At 61.0% G+C, this 23,603-nt stretch carries 21 protein-coding genes and 1 other RNA gene; 13 read left to right on the plus strand and 9 right to left on the minus strand.

Going from position 1 to position 23,603, the window contains the following annotated elements; genetic code table 11:
- Positions 1–4: 4 nt before the first annotated feature.
- From EIY72_RS19710 to EIY72_RS19760, 11 genes are all read left to right on the plus strand, one after another.
- Complete coding sequence (locus EIY72_RS19710; RefSeq protein ID WP_003175465.1) at positions 5–190, plus strand: CcoQ/FixQ family Cbb3-type cytochrome c oxidase assembly chaperone; 186 nt, start codon at positions 5–7, stop codon at positions 188–190.
- Positions 187–1,170: a cytochrome-c oxidase, cbb3-type subunit III gene (gene ccoP / locus EIY72_RS19715; RefSeq protein WP_093217624.1), complete on the plus strand. Its 984-nt coding sequence runs from the start codon at positions 187–189 to the stop codon at positions 1,168–1,170. The genes EIY72_RS19710 and ccoP overlap by 4 nt, the downstream gene beginning before the upstream one ends.
- A gap of 229 nt (positions 1,171–1,399) precedes the next feature.
- Complete coding sequence (locus EIY72_RS19720; RefSeq protein WP_093217622.1) at positions 1,400–1,591, plus strand: hypothetical protein; 192 nt, start codon at positions 1,400–1,402, stop codon at positions 1,589–1,591.
- A 260-nt stretch (positions 1,592–1,851) separates the two neighbouring features.
- A complete protein-coding gene (gene ccoG / locus EIY72_RS19725; RefSeq protein ID WP_093217620.1) occupies positions 1,852–3,267 on the plus strand; it encodes a cytochrome c oxidase accessory protein CcoG in 1,416 nt (471 codons plus the stop codon).
- An 11-nt stretch (positions 3,268–3,278) separates the two neighbouring features.
- On the plus strand, positions 3,279–3,818 hold the full coding sequence (locus EIY72_RS19730) for a FixH family protein (protein ID WP_093217618.1): 540 nt from the start codon (positions 3,279–3,281) through the stop codon (positions 3,816–3,818).
- 153 nt (positions 3,819–3,971) lie between these two features.
- The gene (locus EIY72_RS19735; RefSeq protein ID WP_093217616.1) at positions 3,972–6,422 is read left to right on the plus strand and encodes a heavy metal translocating P-type ATPase; all 2,451 of its coding nucleotides are present in this window, start codon (positions 3,972–3,974) and stop codon (positions 6,420–6,422) included.
- 22 nt (positions 6,423–6,444) lie between these two features.
- Positions 6,445–6,663 carry a cbb3-type cytochrome oxidase assembly protein CcoS gene (gene ccoS / locus EIY72_RS19740; RefSeq protein ID WP_093217614.1) on the plus strand — a complete coding sequence of 73 codons (219 nt, stop codon included), beginning with the start codon at positions 6,445–6,447 and terminating at the stop codon, positions 6,661–6,663.
- Entirely contained in the window at positions 6,656–7,339 is a 684-nt protein-coding gene (locus tag EIY72_RS19745) for a sulfite exporter TauE/SafE family protein (RefSeq protein ID WP_093217611.1), read from the plus strand. The genes ccoS and EIY72_RS19745 overlap by 8 nt, the downstream gene beginning before the upstream one ends.
- 250 nt (positions 7,340–7,589) lie before the next feature.
- Complete coding sequence (gene hemN / locus EIY72_RS19750) at positions 7,590–8,972, plus strand: oxygen-independent coproporphyrinogen III oxidase (protein WP_093230372.1); 1,383 nt, start codon at positions 7,590–7,592, stop codon at positions 8,970–8,972.
- A 93-nt stretch (positions 8,973–9,065) separates the two neighbouring features.
- The gene (gene fnr, locus EIY72_RS19755; RefSeq protein ID WP_093217608.1) at positions 9,066–9,800 is read left to right on the plus strand and encodes a fumarate/nitrate reduction transcriptional regulator Fnr; all 735 of its coding nucleotides are present in this window, start codon (positions 9,066–9,068) and stop codon (positions 9,798–9,800) included.
- A gap of 79 nt (positions 9,801–9,879) precedes the next feature.
- On the plus strand, positions 9,880–10,428 hold the full coding sequence (locus EIY72_RS19760) for an adenine phosphoribosyltransferase (protein WP_093217605.1): 549 nt from the start codon (positions 9,880–9,882) through the stop codon (positions 10,426–10,428).
- 139 nt (positions 10,429–10,567) lie between these two features.
- On the opposite strand, the gene EIY72_RS19765 is transcribed toward EIY72_RS19760, so the two are convergent.
- The 5 genes from EIY72_RS19765 to dnaX form a co-directional block, all read right to left on the minus strand.
- Positions 10,568–11,716 (minus strand): acyl-CoA dehydrogenase family protein, encoded by a 1,149-nt coding sequence (locus EIY72_RS19765; protein ID WP_093217602.1) that lies wholly within the window; start codon positions 11,714–11,716, stop codon positions 10,568–10,570.
- A 191-nt stretch (positions 11,717–11,907) separates the two neighbouring features.
- Complete coding sequence (gene recR / locus EIY72_RS19770; protein ID WP_057715679.1) at positions 11,908–12,510, minus strand: recombination mediator RecR; 603 nt, start codon at positions 12,508–12,510, stop codon at positions 11,908–11,910.
- Between the two features lie 66 nt (positions 12,511–12,576).
- The gene (locus EIY72_RS19775; RefSeq protein ID WP_093217599.1) at positions 12,577–13,608 is read right to left on the minus strand and encodes an NADP-dependent oxidoreductase; all 1,032 of its coding nucleotides are present in this window, start codon (positions 13,606–13,608) and stop codon (positions 12,577–12,579) included.
- 270 nt (positions 13,609–13,878) lie between these two features.
- Positions 13,879–14,217, minus strand: a complete 339-nt coding sequence (locus EIY72_RS19780) for a YbaB/EbfC family nucleoid-associated protein (protein ID WP_093217596.1) — start codon at positions 14,215–14,217, stop codon at positions 13,879–13,881.
- A 68-nt stretch (positions 14,218–14,285) separates the two neighbouring features.
- Positions 14,286–16,343 (minus strand): DNA polymerase III subunit gamma/tau, encoded by a 2,058-nt coding sequence (gene dnaX / locus EIY72_RS19785; protein WP_093217593.1) that lies wholly within the window; start codon positions 16,341–16,343, stop codon positions 14,286–14,288.
- A gap of 135 nt (positions 16,344–16,478) precedes the next feature.
- On the opposite strand from dnaX, the gene EIY72_RS19790 reads away from it, so the two are divergent.
- The gene (locus EIY72_RS19790) at positions 16,479–17,243 is read left to right on the plus strand and encodes a substrate-binding periplasmic protein (protein ID WP_093217590.1); all 765 of its coding nucleotides are present in this window, start codon (positions 16,479–16,481) and stop codon (positions 17,241–17,243) included.
- A 9-nt stretch (positions 17,244–17,252) separates the two neighbouring features.
- Here the strand turns inward: EIY72_RS19790 and EIY72_RS19795 are convergent, their stop codons facing one another.
- Positions 17,253–18,947, minus strand: a complete 1,695-nt coding sequence (locus EIY72_RS19795; RefSeq protein ID WP_093217586.1) for a putative bifunctional diguanylate cyclase/phosphodiesterase — start codon at positions 18,945–18,947, stop codon at positions 17,253–17,255.
- 285 nt (positions 18,948–19,232) lie between these two features.
- Between EIY72_RS19795 and EIY72_RS19800 the strand changes: the two genes are divergently transcribed.
- Positions 19,233–19,547 (plus strand): helix-turn-helix domain-containing protein, encoded by a 315-nt coding sequence (locus EIY72_RS19800; RefSeq protein ID WP_093217583.1) that lies wholly within the window; start codon positions 19,233–19,235, stop codon positions 19,545–19,547.
- 170 nt (positions 19,548–19,717) lie between these two features.
- On the opposite strand, the gene ffs is transcribed toward EIY72_RS19800, so the two are convergent.
- From ffs to ligA, 3 genes are all read right to left on the minus strand, one after another.
- An RNA gene (gene ffs / locus EIY72_RS19805) (signal recognition particle sRNA small type) lies at positions 19,718–19,814 on the minus strand.
- A gap of 136 nt (positions 19,815–19,950) precedes the next feature.
- Positions 19,951–21,117 carry a zinc-binding metallopeptidase family protein gene (locus EIY72_RS19810; RefSeq protein ID WP_093217580.1) on the minus strand — a complete coding sequence of 389 codons (1,167 nt, stop codon included), beginning with the start codon at positions 21,115–21,117 and terminating at the stop codon, positions 19,951–19,953.
- Positions 21,118–21,195: 78 nt separating this feature from the next.
- Complete coding sequence (gene ligA, locus EIY72_RS19815) at positions 21,196–23,553, minus strand: NAD-dependent DNA ligase LigA (protein WP_093217576.1); 2,358 nt, start codon at positions 23,551–23,553, stop codon at positions 21,196–21,198.
- Between the last annotated feature and the right edge of the window lie 50 nt (positions 23,554–23,603).

The following is a 23,603-nucleotide window of genomic DNA, read 5'->3' on the forward strand; positions in this document are numbered from 1 at the left end:
CTAAATGGATATCGGGATGATTCGTGGCCTGGGCACCGTTGTCGTGATGGTGGCCTTCATTGGACTGGCACTGTGGGTGTTCAGTCCCAAGCGCAAGTCGGAGTTTGAAGACGCGACCTTGCTGCCTTTCGCGGATGATCCCGAAGCCATCAAGCACGTCGAGCAAGCTTCTAGGAGTAACAAAGAATGACTACATTCTGGAGTCTGTACGTCACAGTCCTCAGTCTCGGTACGATCTTTTCCCTGACCTGGCTGCTGCTGTCGACCCGCAAGGGCCAGCGCACCGAGCAAACGGACCAGACCGTCGGGCACTCTTTCGATGGCATCGAGGAGTACGACAACCCACTGCCGAAATGGTGGTTCATGCTGTTCGTGGGCACCATCATCTTCGCCCTGGGCTACCTGGCGCTGTACCCGGGCCTGGGTAACTGGAAAGGCCTGCTGCCGGGCTACAACTACCTCGACAACGAGAAGCAGACCCCGTTCGCCAACGGCCAGACCGGTTGGACCGGTGTGCACGAGTGGGAAAAGGAAATGGCCAAGTCGGACGCCAGGTTCGGTCCGATCTTCGCCAAGTTCGCCGCCATGCCGATCGAAGAAGTCGCCAAGGACCCGCAAGCCTTGAAAATGGGTGGCCGTCTGTTTGCCTCCAACTGCTCGGTTTGCCACGGTTCCGACGCCAAGGGCGCCTATGGCTTTCCTAACCTGACCGACGCCGACTGGCGCTGGGGCGGCGAGCCGGAAACCATCAAGACCACCATCATGGGCGGCCGTCATGCGGTGATGCCTGCGTGGGCTGAAGTGATCGGCGAGCAAGGCGTGGCCGACGTCGCGGCATTCGTGCTGACCAACCTCGATGGCCGCAAGCTGCCGGAAGGCGCCAAGGCTGATCCGGTTGCCGGGCAGAAACTGTTCGCCGCCAACTGCGTAGCCTGCCACGGTCCGGAAGGCAAAGGCACCCCGGCCATGGGCGCGCCTAACCTGACTCACCCGGCGGCATTCATCTACGGTTCGAGCTTCGCGCAACTGCAGCAGACCATCCGTTACGGCCGTCAGGGCCAGATGCCTGCGCAAGAGCAGCTGCAAGGCAACGACAAGGTTCACCTGTTGGCGGCTTACGTCTACAGCCTGTCCCACGGTGAAAAAGCACCGGAAGCCGAGGCTCAGTAAGGCCAACGCTTGACGCGAATAAAGGCCCCGCCCATTCACATGGGCGGGGCCTTTTGCTTTTCCGGGTCCAGGGTCGGGCGCTGTATCAGGCTCACGCCCACCGTTAATGTTTTGCAATTAAAATTCGATGGGCAGGCACTGACCGTATCGATAACGTCTACCTCGGCCAGGAGGCCAACAAGCAAGGATTTGCACACTATTGAACAATCACAGGAAAGGAAACCTGACGATGACCGAACAAACCCCAAAGCCGGAAACCACAAACCCAGGGCAGCTCAACCCGCAAGACACCCAGGACGAAGTCGTTACCCCGGCACAACCACCGATTCGCAAGACCCGATCCGTCTTCGCCGATAACGCCGCCGATCGCAATCGGCCGAGGGACCCGCTGGACAGCCTGGGGGGTGGCAATATTCCTTAAGTAGCTACTGATTGAAAGGCAGCGATCTCGCTGCCTTTCTTCTGCTCCACAACCAGCAACATCCATCGTCTATAGTCAATTGACCTGCATCATGCTTTGTTACATTCGCTACACCATTCAGGATTTTTCCCCAACGCGACCAAAGGTCGCACCCGCAGGCTAGAGCGACAGGCGTATCATTGCGCCACTGCGACACCCCTTTTTGACCGCGGTCGGCATGTACTGACCGAGGCATTTTTCCACTGCCGTGGGATGCAATGATGAGCAACCAGATTCCGGTACACGACGTCACGCCACCCACCAAGAATGCGAACAACGGCGTCGACCTCTACGCCTCCAGGGAAAAAATCTACACCCGCGCTTTTACCGGCCTGTTCCGCAATCTGCGGATGGCCGGCGGTGCGTTTTTGTTCCTGCTGTATTTCGGCACGGTGTGGTTGAACTGGGGCGGCCATCAAGCCGTCTGGTGGAACCTGCCGGAGCGTAAATTCTTTATCTTTGGCGCGACGTTCTGGCCCCAGGATTTCATCCTGCTCTCGGGCATGCTGATCATCGCGGCCTTTGGCCTGTTCTTCATCACCGTGTATGCCGGTCGGGTCTGGTGCGGCTACACCTGCCCGCAAAGCGTCTGGACGTGGATTTTCATGTGGTGCGAGAAGGTCACCGAAGGCGACCGCAACCAGCGCATAAAACTCGACAAGGCACCAATGAGCGCCAACAAGGTGCTGCGCAAGTTCGCCAAACATGGTTTGTGGCTGTTGATCGGCTTCGTCACCGGCATGACCTTCGTCGGCTACTTCTCGCCGATCCGCGAGCTGGTGATCGATTTCTTCACCGGCCAGGCCGATGGCTGGTCGTATTTCTGGGTCGGTTTCTTCACCCTGGCCACCTACGGCAACGCCGGCTGGCTGCGCGAGCAAGTGTGCATCTACATGTGCCCTTATGCGCGCTTCCAGAGCGTGATGTTCGACAAGGACACCCTGATCGTTTCCTATGACCCGCGCCGTGGCGAAAGCCGTGGCCCACGCAAGAAAGGCATCGACTACAAGGCTCAGGGCCTGGGCGACTGCATCGACTGCACCATGTGCGTCCAGGTCTGCCCGACCGGCATCGACATCCGCGACGGCCTGCAGATCGAGTGCATTGGCTGCGCCGCCTGCATCGACGCCTGCGATGCGATCATGGACAAGATGGAGTACCCACGCGGGCTGATCAGCTACACCACCGAACACAACCTGTCAGGGCAGAAAACCCATAAATTGCGCCCACGCCTGATCGGCTATGCCGTAGTGTTGCTGGCGATGATCAGCCTGTTGGTGACCGCATTCTTCATGCGTTCGCTGGTCGGTTTCGATGTCAGCAAGGACCGCGTGCTGTACCGTGAGAACGCCGAAGGCCGGATCGAAAACGTCTACAGCCTGAAGATCATGAACAAGGACCAGCGCGACCACACCTACCTGCTCGACGCCTCCGGCCTGCCGGATCTGAAACTGCAGGGTCGGCGCGAAATCAAGGTCGCGGCCGGCGACATCGTCAGCCTGCCCGCCGAGTTGTCCGTTGCACCGGAAAAACTGCCATCGAGCACCAACGAGGTGAAATTCATCCTCAAGGATGCCGATGACGACAGCGTTCACATAGAAGCCAAGAGCCGGTTCATCGGCCCACAAAATCGTTGAGAGAACTGAACATGCCCGCAGCAAACGCCGCAAGCCCCTGGTACAAGCACCTCTGGCCGTGGATCATCATCGGCATTCTGGCCTGTTCGGTGACCCTGACCTTGTCCATGGTGACCATTGCGGTAAAGAACCCGGACAACCTGGTCAACGACAACTACTACGAGGCCGGCAAAGGCATCAACCGCTCCCTGGACCGCGAACTGCTGGCCCAGACGTTGAAAATGCGCGCCAACGTGCACCTCGATGACGTCACCGGTGAAGTCGACCTGCGCCTGAGCGGCGACAGTCAACCGAAGACGCTGGAACTGAACCTGATCTCGCCAACCCAACCGGAGAAGGATCGCAAGATCGTTCTGACCCGCAGTGAAACCGAGCAGGGTCGCTACATCGGTCAACTCAGCGACAAGATCGAAGGTCGCCGCTTCGTCGAGTTGCTGGGTTCTCAGGATGACCACGTCTGGCGCATGTTCGAAGAAGAGCTGGTGAGCCATGACAAGGATCTGTTGCTGGGTGATGAACCGCTGCAAGGCGCCGAAGATCTGAAGAAGTAAAACCGCGCTTCGCGCATCGCGAGCAAGCTCGCTCCCACAGTTGATCAGCGTCGTGCTCAAATCCTGAGCACACCCATGATCCCTGTGGGAGCGAGCTTGCTCGCGATGAGGCCCTACAGACGATAGAGATTCAGCAGTATCAGTGAATACTCCATGACCATCACCCCACTCCCCTGCTACCACTGCGCTCTGCCCGTCCCGAGCGGCAGCCGCTTCACCGCGACCGTTCTGGGACAAACCCGCGAGTTCTGCTGTCCCGGCTGTCAGGCCGTGGCCGAAGCCATCGTCGCCGGTGGCCTGGAGAGTTACTACCAGCACCGCAGCGAAGCCTCGGCCAACCCCGAAGCGCTGCCGGTACAACTGGTGGACGAACTGGCCCTGTACGACCGCGCCGACGTCCAGCAGCCCTTTGTCCGCCATCAGGGCGAACTGGCCGAAACCACCCTGCTGATGGAAGGTATCAGCTGCGCCGCCTGTGGCTGGCTGATCGAGAAACACCTACGCACCTTGCCCGCCGTGGCCGAAGCGCGCCTGAACCTGTCCAACCATCGCCTGCATGTCAGCTGGGCCGATGCGCAGCTACCCCTCAGCCAGATTCTCGGCGAGCTGCGGCACATCGGTTACGCCGCGCATCCGTATCAAGCCGATCGCGCCAGCGAACAATTGGCCAGCGAAAACCGTCTGGCCTTGCGCCAACTCGGCGTCGCCGGATTGCTGTGGTTTCAGGCGATGATGGCGACCATGGCCACCTGGCCGGAATTCAACATCGACCTCAGCCCGGAACTGCACGCCATCCTGCGCTGGGTCGCGATGTTCCTCACCACGCCTATCGTGTTCTACAGCTGCGCGCCGTTCTTCAAGGGTGCCATGCGCGACTTGCGCACCCGTCACCTGACCATGGATGTATCGGTTTCGCTGGCCATCGGCAGCGCCTACGTGGCCGGGATCTGGACTTCGATCACCGGGAATGGCGAGCTGTATTTCGATGCGGTCGGCATGTTTGCGCTGTTCCTGCTGGCCGGGCGCTATCTGGAGAAACGGGCGCGGGAACGCACCGCGGCCGCCACCGCGCAGCTGGTCAATCTGCTGCCGGCCTCTTGCCTGCGCCTGTCGCCCGATGGCCAGAGCGAACGCATTCTGCTCAGTGAACTGCGTATCGGCGATCAGGTGCTGGTGCACCCGGGCGCGATCCTTCCGGCTGACGGCAAGATTCTCGACGGCCAGTCGAGCGTCGACGAATCGGTATTGACCGGTGAATACCTGCCGCAACCCCGCACCCTGGGCGATACGGTGACCGCCGGCACGTTGAACGTCGAAGGCGCACTGAAGGTGGAAGTGCAGGCCCTCGGCCAGGACACGCGCCTCTCCGCGATCGTCCGCCTGCTTGACCGCGCCCAGGCGGAAAAGCCACGGCTGGCGGAAATCGCCGACCGCGCCGCGCAATGGTTCCTGTTGCTGACACTGATCGCCGTGGCCGCCATCGGCCTGCTGTGGTGGCAACTCGATCCTTCACGCGCCTTCTGGATCGTGCTGGCCATGCTGGTGGCAACCTGCCCTTGTGCGCTGTCGCTGGCGACGCCCACTGCGCTCACGGCAGCCACCGGTACCCTGCACAAGCTGGGCTTGCTGTTGACCCGCGGCCATGTACTGGAAGGCCTCAATCAGATCGACACGGTGATTTTCGACAAGACTGGCACCCTCACCGAAGGTCGTCTGGCGCTGCGCTCCATTCGCCCTCTCGGCGCATTGAACAATGAGCAATGTCTGAGCCTGGCCGCTGCGCTGGAAAACCGCTCCGAACACCCTATCGCCCGCGCCTTTGGTCGCGCGCCGGTGGCGGCCGAAGAGGTTCACAGTTCACCGGGCCTGGGTCTGGAAGGGCTGATTGGCGGGCAACGCCTGCGCATAGGCCAAGCGGGCTTCGTCTGCGAGCTCAGCGGCGCGACAGTACCGGCCATGCCCGATGAAGCAGGCCAATGGTTGTTGCTCGGTGACAGCCAAGGGCCGTTGGCCTGGTTCGTCCTCGACGACCGTTTGCGCACCGACGCCCCCGCGTTACTGGCCGCTTGCAAGGCACGAGGCTGGCGCACGTTGCTGCTGTCCGGCGACAGCTCGCCGATGGTTGCCAGTGTGGCCGCGGAACTGGGCATCGATGAAGCTCGCGGTGGCCTGCGTCCGGATGACAAGCTGCAGGTGCTGCAACAACTGCACAGGGAAGGTCGCAAGGTGTTGATGCTCGGCGACGGGGTTAACGATGTGCCAGTATTGGCCGCCGCCGACATCAGCGTCGCCATGGGCTCGGCCACTGATCTGGCGAAAACCAGCGCCGACGCCGTGCTGCTGTCCAATCGTCTCGACGCGCTGGTGCAAGCCTTCAGCCTCGCCCGCCGCACCCGCCGGGTTATCATCGAGAACCTGTTGTGGGCCGGGTTGTACAATGGCCTCATGCTGCCGTTCGCCGCCCTCGGCTGGATCACCCCGGTGTGGGCTGCGGTCGGCATGTCGATCAGCTCATTGACCGTGGTGTTGAATGCGTTGCGCCTGACCCGCATGCCGGGCGCAACCACCGATACCCCGCCAGTCACCCGCCCGCTGCCGGCCTGAGCCGCACGAGCATGGAGTCCAGATGCCAGCGCTTTATGTGATGATTCCCGCCGCACTGCTGATCGTGGCCATCGCCGTGTACATCTTCTTCTGGGCGGTCGACAGCGGTCAGTACGACGACCTCGACGGCCCGGCCCACAGCATCCTGTTCGACGACCAGGACCCGAAACACACCGCGGCGGTCGACGAAGCCAGCCAGCCATCGCCCAAGCCGGACGACAAGGCGCCGCCCCATGCTTGAACTGGCGCCACTGCTGGTGTCCGCGGTGATTCTCGGCCTGCTCGGCGGCGGCCATTGCCTGGGCATGTGCGGCGGCCTGATGGGCGCACTGACCCTGGCGATCCCCAAGGAGCAACGCAGCCGACGCTTTCGCCTGCTGCTGGCGTACAACCTGGGGCGCATCCTCAGCTACGCCATGGCGGGCTTGCTGATCGGCCTGGCCGGTTGGGCGGTGGCCAATAGCCCGGCGGCGATGGTCATGCGCGTGCTCGCCGGTCTGCTGCTGATTGCCATGGGCTTGTACCTGGCCGGTTGGTGGAGCGGCCTGACCCGCATTGAAGGCCTCGGGCGCGGGCTGTGGCGGCACATCCAGCCAGTGGCGACCAAGCTGTTGCCGGTGTCGAGCGTTCCGCGCGCCTTGCTGCTGGGTGCCCTGTGGGGCTGGCTGCCGTGCGGGCTGGTCTACAGCACCTTGCTCTGGTCGGCCAGCCAGGGCAATGCGCTGGATAGCGCGTTGTTGATGCTGGCCTTCGGCCTCGGTACCTGGCCGGTGTTGCTGGCAACCGGCCTTGCCGCCGAACGCGTGACGGCGCTGTTGCGCAAGCGCAGCGTGCGCATGGCCGGTGGGCTGCTGGTGATTGTGTTTGGTATCTGGACCCTGCCGGGACCGCATCAGCATTGGCTTATGGGGCACTGAACCTGTGGCGAGGGAGCTTGCTCCCGCTGGGTCGCGGAGCGGCCCCAAAAAGATGGGCTTGCTGCGCAGTCCAACGGGCGCAAGCTCCCTCACCACAAAAGCCTTCAGCAAGCCGTCTAAGCCCTCAGAACCCTCCAAAACCTCCAAAATTCTCCAGCCGACAACCACCCTTGATGCAAATCAAGATGCACAAATGCCGCGCCCCCTAGACTGGCCAACACTGCAGCCTAACCGGGGGAATGCCCGCATGATGCTCGACGCCATTCGTTGGGACACCGATCTGATCCGCCGCTACGACTTGGCGGGACCACGCTACACCTCGTACCCGACGGCTGTGCAATTCACCAGTCAGGTCGGCTCCTTTGATTTGTTCCATGCCTTGCGCGAAAGCCGCAAGGCCCTGCGGCCGCTGTCCCTGTACGTGCATGTGCCGTTCTGCGCGAACATTTGCTATTACTGCGCCTGCAACAAAGTCATCACCAAGGATCGCGGGCGCGCGCAGCCTTACCTGCAGCGCCTGGAGCAGGAAATCCAGCTGATTGCCTGCCACCTGGACCCCACGCAAAAAGTCGAGCAACTGCACTTCGGCGGCGGCACCCCGACTTTCCTCAGCCATGACGAGCTGCGCCAGTTGATGGCGCACCTGCGCAAGCACTTCAATCTGCTGGATGACGACTCCGGCGATTACGGCATCGAAATCGACCCTCGGGAAGCCGACTGGTCAACCATGGGTCTACTGCGCGAGTTGGGGTTCAATCGGGTCAGCATCGGCTTGCAAGACCTTGACCCCGCCGTGCAGCGGGCGGTCAATCGCCTGCAAAGCCTGGAAGAAACCCGCGGGGTGATCGACGCCGCGCGCACCCTGCAATTTCGCTCGATCAACATCGACCTGATCTACGGCCTGCCCCGGCAGACACCGGATAATTTCGCCCGCACCGTGGAAGAGGTCATCAGCCTGCAACCGGACCGGCTCTCGGTGTTCAACTATGCCCACCTGCCGGAACGCTTCATGCCCCAGCGGCGCATCAACAGCAACGAACTGCCGACGCCGAGCCAGAAACTGGAGATGCTGCAACGCACCATCGAACAACTGACTGCCGCCGGTTACCGCTACATCGGCATGGACCACTTCGCCCTGCCGGATGACGAACTGGCGATTGCCCAGGAAGAGTCGACCCTGCAGCGTAACTTCCAGGGTTACACCACCCATGGCCATTGCGATTTGATCGGTCTGGGCGTCTCGGCGATCAGCCAGATCGGCGATCTGTACTGCCAGAACAGCAGTGACCTGAACCACTATCAGAACACCCTCGCTGCTCTGCAATTGGCCACCAACCGTGGCCTGGTGTGCAACAGCGACGACCGACTGCGTCGCGCCGTGATTCAACAGTTGATCTGCAACTTCAATCTGGAATTCGCCGACATCGAGCAGGCCTTCAACATCGACTTTCAAGGTTACTTCGGCGAACTCTGGCCACAACTGCAAGACATGGCCAGGGACGGCCTGATCGAACTCGACAACGAGCGGATCAGCGTGCTGCCCGCCGGCCGCCTGTTGGTGCGCTCGGTGTGTATGGTGTTCGATGCGTACCTGGAGCAACACAGTCGTCAGCGCTTCTCGCGGGTGATTTGACGGCCTGCGACAAAAGCGCCACATACTGGCTTCAATGTCCTTGGGTGGGTTACCCTTACAGCTTATGTGTGATTTCCCACAAGGATTGAAGAAATGTCTGAGCCAGTAAAACTTCGCGCTCACAATCAGGCCCATTGCAAGGATTGCAGCCTGGCGCCTTTATGCCTGCCACTTTCGTTGAATCTGGAAGACATGGATGCGCTGGACGAGATCGTCAAACGTGGGCGTCCGCTGAAAAAGGGCGAGTTCCTGTTTCGTCAGGGCGACACCTTTGACTCGGTCTTCGCGGTGCGCTCCGGCGCCCTCAAGACCTTCAGCCTGAGCGACAGCGGCGAAGAACAGCTCACCGGTTTCCATCTGCCGAGCGAACTGGTCGGCCTGTCCGGCATGGACACGGAAAAGCATCCAGTGTCGGCGCAGGCCCTGGAAACCACCTCGGTCTGCGAGATCCCCTTTGAACGCCTCGACGAACTGGCCCTGCAATTGCCACAACTGCGTCGCCAGCTGATGCGCGTGATGAGCCGCGAGATTCGTGACGATCAGCAAATGATGCTGCTGCTGTCGAAAAAAACCGCCGACGAGCGCATCGCCACGTTCCTGGTCAACCTTTCCGCTCGTTTCCGCGCCCGTGGCTTCTCGGCCAACCAGTTCCGCCTGAGCATGTCGCGCAACGAAATCGGCAACTACCTGGGCCTGGCCGTGGAAACCGTGTCCCGGGTATTTACGCGCTTCCAGCAAAATGAACTGATCGCCGCCGAAGGCAAGGAAATCAGGATTCTCGACCCGATCCAGCTCTGCGCACTGGCCGGTGGCTCACTGGAAAGCTGATACAAATGATTGCGGCTGAGCGAAACCGTTCGGCCGCCGTTATACTGCGTCGTTTGTAGCCCGCCAGGACACCACGACGATGGTCTTCGACTCCTTCGACATCAAATCCCTCATCCGCCCTGTCATCGACTTCCCGAAACCGGGGGTGATCTTTCGCGACATCACCCCGCTGTTTCAGTCGCCGACAGCCTTGCGCCTGGTCATGGATACCTTCGCCCACCGTTACGTCGAGGCCGACTTCACCCACATTGGCGCCATGGATGCGCGTGGTTTCCTGATCGGCTCGGTACTGGCCTATCAGTTGAACAAGCCGCTGGTGCTGTTCCGCAAGCAAGGCAAACTGCCCGCCGATGTGCTGGCCGAAGGCTATGCGACCGAGTACGGCGAAGCCTTCCTGGAAGTGCACGCCGACAGCCTGTGTGAAGGCGACTCGGTGGTGATGTTCGATGACCTGATCGCCACGGGCGGCACCCTGATTGCGGCGGCGAACCTGATTCGGCGCATGGGCGCGCGGGTGCATGAAGCAGCGGCGATCATCGACCTGCCGGAGCTGGGTGGCTCGCAGCGCCTGGAAGACATGGGCATTCCGACGTTCTGCCTGACGCAGTTTGCGTTGAGCGACAAGTAAGTAGCGCCTGTTCTGACGCCATCGCGGGCAAGCTCGCTGCCACAGTGGATTGCATTTCATCAGTCGGAATGCGATCAAATGTGGGAGCGAGCTTGCTCGCGATGACGTCAGTGTCGACACCACTCATCTCAAACCCTGCTCAAAGCCCCATCTGCTTGCTGATGATCTCGTTCATCACTTCCCGCGTCCCGCCGCCAATCGACAGAATCCGGTTATCGCGATACAGCCGTTCCACCAGGCTTTCGCGCATGTAACCCAGACCACCCAGTATCTGCACCGCATCGTTGACGATTCGGTCGGCGGTGTCCGTGGCAAAATTCTTCGCCATGGAAATTTCCTTGATCACGCTCTGCCCCGCCGCCATCTTCGCTGCCTGGCGGTAAGTGAACTCACGGGACACCTCCAGCGCCGTGGCCATTTCGGCCAGGCGATGCTTGATCACCTGGAACTTGCCGATGGGTTTGCCGAAGGCTTCGCGCTGACGTGCCCACTTAAGGCTTTCTTCCAAGGCCAACTGCGCGGTCATGTTGGCCATCAGCGCCAGGGCCAGGCGTTCGCCCTGGAAGTTGCCCATGATGCAGGCGAAACCCATGTTCTCGACGCCGATCAGATTGCCTGCAGGCACGCGGCAATCGTCGAAGAACAACTCGGCCGTGTCCGACGCCCACCAGCCCATTTTCTTCAGCTGTCGGCCCACGGTGAAACCCGCCGTGCCCTTCTCGATCAGCAACAGGCTGATGCCGGAGAAGCCCGGCTCGCCGGTACGCACGGCGACGGTGTAGAAATCCGCACGCACGCCACTGGTGATGAAGGTTTTGCTGCCATTGACCCGGTAGACATCGCCGTCTCGCACGGCGCGGGTTTGCAGGTTAGCGACGTCCGAGCCGCCGCCGGGTTCGGTGACGGCCAGGGCGCTGATCTTTTCGCCAGACAGTACGAGCGGGACCACGCGGTCGCGAACCTCGGGCCTGGCCCACTTCAATATCGGCGGCAGGCCGATGTCCAGCGAGCCAAGCCCCGCTACCAGCCCGCCCGAGCCGCAGCGCAGTAACTCTTCGCTGGCGGCTATCTTGGCGAACAGATCGCCTTCATGGCTGCCACCGAAGCTCTCCGGATAACCAATCCCGAGAATCCCGGCGGCACCGGCCTTGAGATAGAGCTCACGGGGAAAGCTCTCGGCTTCTTCCCACTGCTCGATGTCGGGAAGAATCTCGCGCTCGACGAATCGTCTGACGCTGTCACGGACCAATTGGTGGCTGGGGTCGAAGTATTCCTGCAAGGCAGACATCGGCGAGCTCCACTGAAGGGGTCAGTGAAGTTAACCGAGCGCTTGCTTGGTTTTCAACAGGATTGTGGTTATCGGATAAACCGTAGCGCCTGCATCGCGGGCACGCCCACTTCCACAGAGGGTTTGCGGTGATCACAAAACCAATGTGGGAGCGAGCTTGCTCGCGATAGCGCCAGGACAATCAGCACAAATTAGAGAGAAATCGGCTTGCGCCCCGCAAACGAATGCGCCAGCGTGCCGCCATCCACCAACTCCAGCTCGCCACCCAGCGGCACACCGTGGGCAATCCGCGAAGCGATCAGGCCTTTGCTGCTGAGCAACTGGGCGATGTAATGCGCCGTCGCCTCGCCTTCAACGGTCGGGTTGGTCGCGAGAATGACTTCAGTGAAGGTGCCCGCCTCTTCGATCCGTGCCATTAACTGCGGAATACCGATGGCTTCCGGGCCGAGACCGTCCAGTGGCGACAGGTGCCCCTTGAGCACAAAGTAACGCCCGCGGAAACCGGTCTGCTCCACCGCATAGACGTCCATCGGCCCTTCCACCACGCACAGCAGGGTATCGTCGCGGCGGGTGTCGGCGCATTGCGGGCAGAGGTCGTCTTCGGTCAGGGTGCGGCACAAACGGCAATGACCGACACCTTCCATGGCCTGACTCAAGGCCAGGGCCAGGCGCGAGCCGCCGCTGCGATCACGTTCGAGCAACTGCAACGCCATGCGCTGGGCAGTTTTCTGACCTACGCCGGGCAAAATTCGCAGGGCATCGATCAGTTGGCGAATCAAAGGGCTGAAGCTCATGGTGCAAAAGTCCGACATGACAACGAGACGCGGTTTATACCCGCGCCTCTGTTTAGCGTCAAATGCTCAATCGGCTGAAACGCGCACCACCAGTTTGCCGAAGTTGCGCCCCTCGAGCATGCCGATGAACGCTTGCGGCGCCTGCTCGAGGCCATCGACCACGTCTTCACGGAATTTCACCTTGCCATCACGCACCCAGGGCGCCATGGCACTGAGGAATTCGGGTTGGCGATCGCCATAGTCATCGAACACGATAAAGCCCTGAATCCGTACACGCTTGGTCAACAGCGTGCGTTGCAGCGTTGGCAGGCGATCCGGACCACTCGGCGCCTCATGGGCGTTGTAGGAGGCGATCAAACCGCACAACGGAATTCGCGCCTTGGGATTGAGCAACGGCACTACCGCATCGAAGACTTTACCGCCGACGTTCTCATAGTAGATGTCGATGCCCTTCGGGCAGGCCTTGGCCAGTTCCTCGGCGAAATTCGCGCTCTTGTGGTCGATGCAGGCATCGAAGCCCAGCTCTTCGACTACATAGCGGCACTTGTCAGCGCCACCGGCCACGCCAACCGCGCGCAGGCCTTTGATCTTCGCCACCTGGCCCACCACCGAACCGACCGCACCCGACGCCGCGGCCACCACCAGGGTTTCGCCGGCCTTGGGCTGGCCGATGTCCATCAGGCCCATGTAGGCGGTCATGCCGGGCATACCCAGCACCCCGAGCGCCATCGACGGACTTGGCATACCCGGTAGCGGGATAATGCTGCGACCATCGTTGATGCTGTGGCTTTGCCAGCCCGTGGCACCGACTACCAGGTCGCCTTCCTGGAACTTGGGATTGAGTGAACGCTCGACGCGGCTGACAGCACCGCCGGTCATCACTTCGCCGATTTCCACCGGTGCGGCGTAGGACGGTGCATCGCTCATGCGCCCACGCATGTAGGGGTCCAGCGACAGGTAAACCGTCTTGAGCAGCACCTGGCCATCGGTCAGATCCGGCAGCGCCACCCGCTCCAGGCGGAAGTTTTCCGGCGTCGGCGCGCCGACCGGGCGAGAGGCCAGGACAATGCGTTGATTGAGGGTCATGGGGTCGGACATGGCAGCGTCTCCTTTGATCGATAGATTCGAGGGTGTAAGGGAGCAGACCTTGGTGACAGGTTATATGTTCGAAGTTTTCTCAGGTCATCCGAGCTGTCTTCATCGCGAGCAAGCTCGCTCCCTCGGGTTTTGTAAGCAACACAATTGCTGTGGGAGCGAGCTTGCTCGCGAAAGCTATTTCACGAGCAATGCCTATCTGTCAGCCAGAAACAAAAATGCCAGACATGATGTCTGGCATTTTTTGTAGCCCATCCGAAACGCTTTGGCGAATCAGAATGGCAGTTTCATGCCCGGCGGCAATTGCATGCCGGCGGTCATGCTGCCCATTTTTTCCTGGCTGTTGGCTTCGATCTTGCGCACGGCGTCGTTGACGGCGGCGGCCACAACGGCTTCCAGCATCTCTTTGTCGTCTTCGCTCAGGCCTTCGACCAGGCTTGGGTCGATGGTCACGCTCTTGACGTCGTGACGACCGGTCATGACCACGGTGACCATATCGCCACCGGCCTTACCGATGACTTCGGCGTTGGCCAGCTCTTCCTGCATCTTGGCCATTTTTTCCTGCATCTGCTGTGCCTGCTTCATCAGGCCGGCCATGCCACCTTTCATCATGGGAATCACCTCAAAAGTACTTGGATCAAAACGGCGCCCGGCGCAGTAACGCCGAGCGCCTTCAGTTATTAGCCCTGAGTGACCAGAGCGTCGACAGGTTCAATAGTATCGTTACGGATCACCGCACCGAACTGCTGCATCATTTGCTGGATGAACGGATCACCGTGGATCGACTCTTCCGCCTCGCGCTGACGGTCGGCGCGCCGACGGGATGCGGCCTGGGCCGGGGTTTCCTGCTCGGGCTTGATCAGCTCGATGCTCAGGGTCAGCGTACGCTCATGGTACTGGTTCAGTGCGTCATTCAGACGACGTTGCTGAGTGGCGTTGAACAAGGCGCTGTGGGCCGGATCCAGGTGCATCAGCCAGTTGTCGCCGTCTATCGAAATCAGTGTGCAGTTGGCGGCGATGCTGCCGGTCATGCCCGAGATCGGCAGTTTCGGGAACAGCTCCAGCCATTGCAGGGCCAAGCCCGTCGCCGGTGCAGCCGCAGGCTCGGGTTCTGGCTCGGCAGCCGGTTCGGCGGCGTGCTCGCTGGCCAACTCATCGAGATAGCTATAGGCCGAGTCCATGTCCGGCTCGATATAGTCCTCGTCCAGCGGCGGCTCGTCGTCCAGGTCCATGCCTGGCGTGGCCGCATCGACGTCGGCCACGGTCGGCTCGGGAATCGGCGCAGCAGCCCACTCCGGTGCGTCCGGCACCACGCTGTCCGGTGTCGGTAACGGCATGGGTGGCAATTCGGGTTGTTCACTGGCGGTTTCCAGCACCGGCTCGACCGCAGGTTGCTGAACCGGCACCGTCTCGACCGGATCATTCCACGGCAGGTCGACGACCTCCTCGACCACCACCGCTTCTGCCACCGGCTCGGGCACGGCTTTCGGCGCAGGCGCCGCAGCTTCGACAGGAACAACAGGCGCAACCGGTGCCACTGCCGCAGCGACCACCGGCGCAACGACCGGCGCGGCAGCCACTGAATTTGCGGAATCAACTGTGGCCTGGCTGATCCCCACTGGCTTTAGCGGTTGCCTCGGGGCGTCCGCGGTATCCGCCGGGCGGAAGGCGAGCATCCGCAGCAGGACCATTTCAAAGCCACCGCGTGGATCCGGGGCCAGCGGCAGGTCACGTCGACCGATCAGGCCCATCTGGTAATAGAACTGCACGTCTTCGGCCGGCAAGGCCTGGGCCAGCGCCAGCACCCGGTCACGGTCGCCGTGACCGTTGTCGACGCCTTCAGGCAAGGCCTGGGCAATGGCGACACGGTGCAGCACATTGAGAATTTCCGAGAGCACGCCGTTCCAGTCCGGACCTTGTTCGGCCAGGTGGCGGACGGCTTCGAGCAGGGCCTTGGCATCGCCTTCGATCAGCGCATGCAACACATCGTAGACCTGGCCGTGATCGAGGGTGCCGAGCATCGCCCGTACATCCGCGGCCATGACCTTGCCTTCACCAAAGGCGATCGCCTGGTCGGTCAGGCTCATGGCGTCACGCATCGAGCCATCGGCGGCACGCCCCAGCAGCCACAGTGCATCGTCTTCGAACGGCACGTTCTCAACGCCCAGTACGTGGGTCAAATGCTCGACCACGCGCTCCGGCGTCATGTTCTTCAGGGAGAACTGCAGGCACCGCGAGAGAATCGTTGCAGGAAGTTTCTGCGGATCAGTGGTGGCCAGGATGAACTTGACGTAGGGTGGCGGCTCCTCGAGCGTCTTGAGCAGCGCATTGAACGAATGGCTGGAGAGCATGTGCACTTCGTCGATCAGGTAGACCTTGAAGCGCCCACGGCTCGGCGCGTACTGCACGTTGTCGAGCAACTCGCGGGTGTCTTCGACCTTGGTGCGGCTCGCGGCGTCGATCTCGATCAGGTCGACGAAGCGCCCCTCGTCGATTTCGCGGCACACCGAACACTCGCCGCAGGGCGAGGACGTGATACCTGTTTCACAGTTCAGGCATTTGGCGATGATCCGCGCGATGGTGGTCTTGCCGACCCCGCGGGTACCGGTAAACAGGTACGCGTGGTGCAGGCGCTGACTGTCCAAGGCATTGATCAGAGCCTTGAGCACATGGGTCTGGCCGACCATTTCGCGGAACGAGCGCGGACGCCATTTACGTGCAAGAACCTGATAACTCATCGAAAACCGTCGCAGCGAAGGAAGCAGAAGCGGCTAATGCTAGCGGAGCAAGGCACAAATTGCATCCGGTGCGCTCGTGTATTCTGGCTAAGCTGCACTTCGGGGGCGTTTTGGTACAAATATGGCGGAGCGTTTATGCGGCTGGCCTTGGGGGCAATGCTGTTGATCAGCCTGGATAGTGCGGCCGCGGAGGCGCCGTTGCGCTTTGTCGTTCCGGACAGCTGGACCATGCCCATGGTGCAGCTCGAACACGGCCGGCCGACCCAGGGCATCCTGTATGACGTGATGCTCAGCCTGGCGACCCAGGTCGGTGTGCCGGCCGAATTCCACGTGCTGCCCAGAGGGCGGGTACAGAACGCCATGGAACACGGCGAAGTCGATATTCGCTGTTACGCCGCGCAATCCTGGCTACCCCACCAGTCGGGCGACTATATCTGGAGCATTCCGCTGTTCACCCAGCCCGACCTGTTGATCACCCGCCAGGCGGCACCCACTACGGTTAACCCTGCAACCTTGCCACCACAGCCCATCGGCACGGTACTGGGCTACAGCTACCCGACGCTGCAACCGCTGTTCGACAGCAATCGCCTGCAACGCGACGACGCACGCAATCAGGAACAGGTACTGGAAAAACTCCTCGCCGGGCGCAATCGCTACGCCGTCAGCAACCAGTGGAGCCTGGACTGGTTCAATCAGCGCCTGCTGCCTGAACGGCAACTGCAGGGCGTTGCCGTGCTGCAGGAGCAGAGTGTCGGCTGTTACGTGCGCAATGATCCGCAGGTGCCGGTGCAGCGCGTGCTGCGCACCTTGTTACGGATGAAGATGAGCGGTGAAATCGACGACATCATCCACCTGTACATTGGCGATACCTCCGCCGCCAAAGCACTTTCGCAACAGTAATCCGTCACCTCATGCGGGCAGCGCTTGCCATTGCGGCGGCGCGACAAACCCTTGCACCCAACCCGGCACCTCAACCGGCGCCATCGGCCCGGCAATGAACCCGCCCAGAGCCACTTCACAGCCAAGTTCAAGCAACAGGACACCGTGCTCGACACTCTCCAGCCCTTCGGCAATCACCTGTCGACCAAACGCCCGCGCCAGGCCGATGACCGCTCGGGTCAACGCGAGGTCGTCATGGTCGTGAAGAATGTCGCGAACAAAGGATTTGTCGATCTTGATGGTCTGGGTGCGCAGGTGCTTGAGGTAACTCAGGGAGGAATATCCGGTACCGAAATCGCCCAGGGAAAAACGCACGCCCAGTGCCTGACAGGCCGTCAGGCATGCGCTGACGTGGGCAATGTTCTCGATGGCGACCGCCTCGACTATTTCCAGGTCCAGCCATTGCGGCGCGACCTGCGGGTGCCGCGCCAGCAAAGCCTTGAGCCGATCGACGAAGTCATCGCGCTGAAAATGCCGCGCCGCGATGTTGATGCTGACCGGCCAGACTCGCCCGCCCTGCTGCCATTGCGCCAACTGCGAGAGCACCTGATCCAGCACCCATTCGCCGATGTCGATGATCAGGTCGGTCTCTTCCACCAACGGCAGGAAATCCTTGCCGGCAACCAGCCCCCTCTGCGGATGCTGCCAACGCAACACGGCCTGGAAACCGCTGACGTCACCACGACGCATGTGCACCTTGGGCTGGTAATGCAGGCACAACTCGCCATCGATCAGCGCCTGACGCACACGCTCGACCGTTTGATGGGTGGCTTTCACCTCCCGGTCCCGCGACACATCAAACAGGTGAAATCGTTTGCGTCCACTCTGCTTGGCCACGTACATCGCCTGATCGGCATGGCGCAACAAGGTCTCGGCGTTTTCGTCATCATGGGGAAACAGCGTGACGCCAATACTGGCGTATACGCTGATCTGCTTGCCGTTGAGCAGGTACGGTGCCGACACCGCGCCCAGCACGCGATTCAAGGCTGCGCGCAACTCCGATGGATCGCGTACATAACGCAGTACCAGGACAAACTCGTCGCCCGCCAGTCGCGCCACGACATCTTCGCTGCGCACGATGTTACGCAAGCGCTTGGCGACCTCGACCAAGAGCAAATCACCGCTGGCATGGCCGTAACCGTCGTTGACCGCCTTGAAGCCATCAAGGTCAAGCATGCACACGGCCAGGGGGATGTTTTCCTGGCGGGAGACCGCCAGTGCCTGATCGAGCAAATCGGAAAGGAACGCGCGATTGGGCAGACTGGTCAATACATCGTGGCCGACACGCCATTGCAGGGAATGCAACAACTGGCGCTTCTCGCTGACGTCGAAGCGAATCGACAGATAGCGCTCCACCCGCCCGGTGGTGCTGTCGAGGATCGGCACCATGGTGCTTTCGACCCAGTACAGGCTGCCGTCCTTGGCGCGATTGCAGATCTCGCCTTTCCACACGCTGCCCAAGGCGATGGTGCGCCACATGGCGGCAAAAAAATCAGCGCTATGGACGCCGGAATTGAGAATACGGTGGTTCTGCCCGAGCAGTTCTTCGCGGCTGTAGCCGGACACGGCGCAGAACTGATCATTGACATGGGTGATGCGGCCGCTCAAATCGGTTTCGGAAAAAATGGCGGCGGCATCCACGGCCCTGCGGTACTTCTCATCCATGAGTCAGACTCGCTGTTACTGTCGTTGGCGGTGGGACCCGTACACGGCGGCAACACCGGTACTGGTCACATGTTGCAAGGCTTCGGGGCGACCCTGGACTCAAGAAAGAGCGCATCAATGGCGCTTGAGTTTTTATCCAACGTCGTAAAACCGGTCACGAAAAACCCGAACAGGGCGGCGATTCTACGAATTGCATCACCTTTTGCAACACAAGGTGATGAATCATGCCGTTGTGCATTGCCAGTATCTGTCGTTAAGTTCTTGATTCTAAATGGGAATTAATCGATGCAAATTTCAAGTTTGGGTCCGGCCATACGGCGCCACCGTAAGGTCGCAGGTCTTACTCAGGCTGAACTTGGCGAAAAAACCGGTTTCGACCCCAAAACCATCAGCCGCTTTGAAACCGGCACCTACACGCCGAGTGTCGAGGCTCTGTTCCTGTTTGCCGAAGTGTTCGGCGTCCATCCCAAGGCCTTTTTCGCCGAATTCGGCGATGAAGACGAACAGCGCGCCTACCTGTTCAACGTCATCCACAAAGCGTCGCCCAAAGATCTGGAAAAGCTGATTGCTGCGGTTGATCAGGCGCTGGCCAGGCCTTAGTGGCGGGCGTGACAAAGGCCGGACTGCCACGCGTGACAGTTCGACTTTGTTGAGCAGTGAAAAATCGGATACGACAAAAAACCGCCCCGGACAATTGCCTGGCAGCCAATACAAGAAATGATTTCAGATGAATAACGCGAGAGAGGATTCGCACTGCGTTAAGGTGGCAACCCCACCAGCCACACCCCGGCACACAATGTCACCGCTGCGGCTGCTCCCTTCCAGGCCTGACCGGGTTCACGGCTGATCGTTGCGGGGGGACCGATGGGGTCACCATAACGACGCTCACCTGACGGCGAGCCGCGCCATTGTACCTATCTGGAGCGAAGTTACAACCGTTCACACTGATTAAAAAAAATGAGTGGCTTCAAGGACATGCGCGGCCCTTGAAAGACAACCGCCGCTACTGTGCCTGAAGCACCTCATCCGCCCTGCCGCCCTCCTGCTGGATCACCAGGTGGATAAAGTGCAGCTTGGCGATCACCGCAGGTGGCAGGACAAAGGGGTAGAAATCCGGCTGGCCCATGCTGCGTGACAGTTCGTTGAGCATGCCGGCCAGTTCGATCCAGGCGTTGACGAACGACAGGAACGCCGCGCCGCCGGGGTGCTGCGGATCGTAAAGCGTCTCGGGTGGAAACGGCTGGTAGTCGAAATCCATTTCCCGGGCGCTCATGCCGAATCCCAGCGCGGTGTCCACGGCATCCATCATGTGCAGGTAGTGCGCCCAGGTTTCCGCCCAGTCCTCCCAAGGGTGCATGGTCGCGTAGGCGCTGACGTACCGCTGCTGCCAGTCGAGTGGCGCGCCCTGTTGATAATGCCGCGCCAGTGCGTCGGCGTAGCTGGCGCGTTCGTCACCGAACAGCCCGCGAAACCCATCCAGCCAATTACCATTGGCGATCAACCGATCCCAATAATAATGCCCGACCTCATGGCGAAAATGGCCCAGCAAGGTGCGATAGGGTTCATGCATCTGCACCCGCACCTGCTCTCGATGGGCGTCGTCGGCTTCCTTGATGTCCAGGGTGATCAAGCCATTGGCGTGGCCGGTGGTCGGCGGCTTGCCCTGCAGGTCGATACCGATGAAGTCGAAGGCCAGGCCCTCGGCCTCATTGGCGGCCTTGGGAACTACAGGCAATCCCAGGCTGATCAACTGCGCAACCAGCCGCCGCTTGGCGGTTTCCACCTTGCGCCAGCGTTCGTGATTTTCTGGGATCGACAGGTCGGGAATGGTGCGATTCAGGCGACAGGCAATGCACAGCGATTCCTGCTGATACGCCGGGATCAGCCAGTTGCAGGCCGCCGGGGAGTCGAGATTGGCACAACGGCGAAACGCGCCGGCACCTGGGTCGGCATCGAGAAACCAGGTACCGGGTTGCGCACCGGGTTGCAGCGACGACAAACGACTCAGCTGCGGTTGATAACCCAAGAGCGCCGAGCAGGCCAGGCACTGGCTGTTGCGAAAGAACAACGACTGCCCGCAGCGACAGGGCCAAACCTTGCTGTTACGTGAGCCTTCACCCACGAAGGGCGCGGCGATGCGTGAGCTGAGCTGTTCGAAGAAACGGTACATGGCGAAATCTCCCCCTGGGCTTGCCAAGACTAGATCATTCGCCAATGTCCTTCGTTCCGTGTTTCCACAGGTCAGCTGTCAGACCTGGATGCCGTGATCCTTCAGGAATCCGACAAACGCCTCTTCATCCAGCACCTTCAAGCCCAGCTCATTGGCCTTGGTCAGCTTCGACCCGGCGCCCGGGCCGGCCACCACGCAATGGGTCTTGGCCGACACCGAACCCGCCACCTTGGCCCCCAGGCTCTCAAGCTTGTCCTTGGCGACATCGCGGCTCATCAGTTCCAGCGAGCCGGTCAGCACCCAGGTCTGCCCTGCCAGCGGCAAACCTTCGACGACTTTCTTTTCGCTCTGCCAATGCATGCCGAAAGCCGCCAGTTGCTGCTCGGCAGCCTCAGCCAGCTGACGATTGCCCTCGACTGCAAAAAACTCGCGAACCGAGTTGGCCTGCTTTTCCGGCAAGGCCTGGCGCATGTCCAGCCAGTCGGCATTGATCACCGCTTGCAGTGAGCCGAACTTGTCCGCCAGTTTCTGCGCGCCGCCCGGACCAACCGATGGAATGTGCAGCTTGTCGAGGAAACCGCCCAGGGTGGTGCTGGCGGCGAATTCGGCGCCCAGTTCGCCCTGGTCCTGAATCTGCAAGCCATGGCCCAGCAACTCGGTGATGACCTGCTGGTTATGCGCATCTTCGAAGAAGCTGTGGATCTCGTGCGCGACTTCCAGACCGACGTCCGGCAGGTAGGTCAGCACTTGCGGCAGCGCCTGCTGCACGCGCTCCAGTGAGCCCAGCGAGCGTGCCAGCACCTTGGCTGTCTCTTCGCCGACATCGGGAATGCCCAGGGCATAGATGAACCGGGCCAGCCCCGGCTTCTTGCTGTCTTCGATGGCCGCGAGCAACTTGTTGCTCGAGACCTCGGCGAAACCTTCCAGATCGACGATGTCGTCGAACTTCAGCGCGTACAGATCGGCCGGCGAACTGACCAGGCCTTCATCCACCAGTTGCTCGACGCTCTTGTCGCCGAGGCCTTCGATGTCCATCGCCCGCCGCGAGACGAAGTGAATGATCGCCTGCTTGAGTTGTGCACCGCAGGCCAGGCGCCCGACGCAGCGGTACACCGCGCCCTCGCTGACGGTTTCCTTGCCCTTGCTGCGCTTGATCAGTTGCGTGCGCTCGACATGAGAACCGCACACCGGACAGCTTTCGGGAATCTGTACCGGACGCGCATCTTCCGGGCGACGCTCGGCGACCACTTGCACCACTTGCGGAATCACGTCACCGGCACGACGGATGATCACCGTGTCACCGATCATCAGGCCAAGGCGCGCGACTTCATCCATGTTGTGCAAGGTGGCGTTGGCCACGGTCACGCCAGCGACTTTTACCGGTTTCAATCGCGCCACGGGTGTTACGGCGCCGGTGCGACCGACCTGGAATTCCACGTCGAGCAATTCGGTGAGTTCTTCCATCGCCGGGAATTTATGTGCAATCGCCCAACGCGGTTCGCGGGCACGAAAGCCCAGCTCGCGCTGATCGGCGATGCTGTTGACCTTGAACACCACGCCGTCGATTTCGTAGGCCAGCGAGTTACGCCGTTCGCCGATGTCACGGTAGTAATCCAGGCATTCATCAATGCCCTTGGCCAGTTTCAGTTCATGACTGATCGGCATGCCCCACTTCTGCAACTGCTTGAGGTTGCCCATGTGCGTGTCGGAAATGTCATGGGAGACCTGACCAATGCCGTAGCAGCAGAACTCCAGCGGACGATTGGCGGTGATCTTCGAATCCAGCTGACGCAAGCTGCCGGCTGCCGCGTTGCGCGGGTTGGCGAAGGTCTTGCCGCCGACTTCCAGTTGCGAGGCATTGAGTCGTTCGAAACCAGCCTTGGACATGAACACTTCGCCGCGCACTTCCAGGGTTGCCGGCCAGCCTTCGCCATGCAACTTCAGCGGAATGTTGCGCACGGTGCGCACATTGACGCTGATGTCTTCACCGGTGGTGCCATCGCCGCGGGTGGCGCCGCGTACCAGTACGCCGTCCTGATACAGCAGGCTGACCGCCAGGCCATCGAGTTTCGGCTCGCAGCTGTATTCCACCGCCGCACCGCCATCAAACAGATCGCCAACCGGCAGGTCCAGGCCTTCGCTCACCCGGCGATCGAACTCGCGCATGTCGGTTTCTTCGAAGGCGTTGCCGAGGCTGAGCATCGGCACTTCGTGACGCACCTGAGTGAACGCGGTGAGCGCCACGCTGCCGACGCGCTGGGTTGGCGAGTCGCTGGTGATGAGCTCCGGATTGGCCGCTTCCAGTGCCTTGAGCTCGTGGAACAAGCGGTCGTACTCAGCGTCCGGAATGCTCGGCTCGTCGAGGACGTGATAGCGATAGTTGTGCTGATCCAGCTCAGCGCGCAGCTCTAAAATACGGTTCTTGGCGGCGGTCATGGGTGTTCTCTCATAAAGCAAAAGAGCAGCCGAGGCTGCTCAATCTATTT

It is taken from the genome of Pseudomonas vancouverensis (assembly GCF_004348895.1).
GTDB classification, from domain to species: domain Bacteria; phylum Pseudomonadota; class Gammaproteobacteria; order Pseudomonadales; family Pseudomonadaceae; genus Aquipseudomonas; species Aquipseudomonas vancouverensis.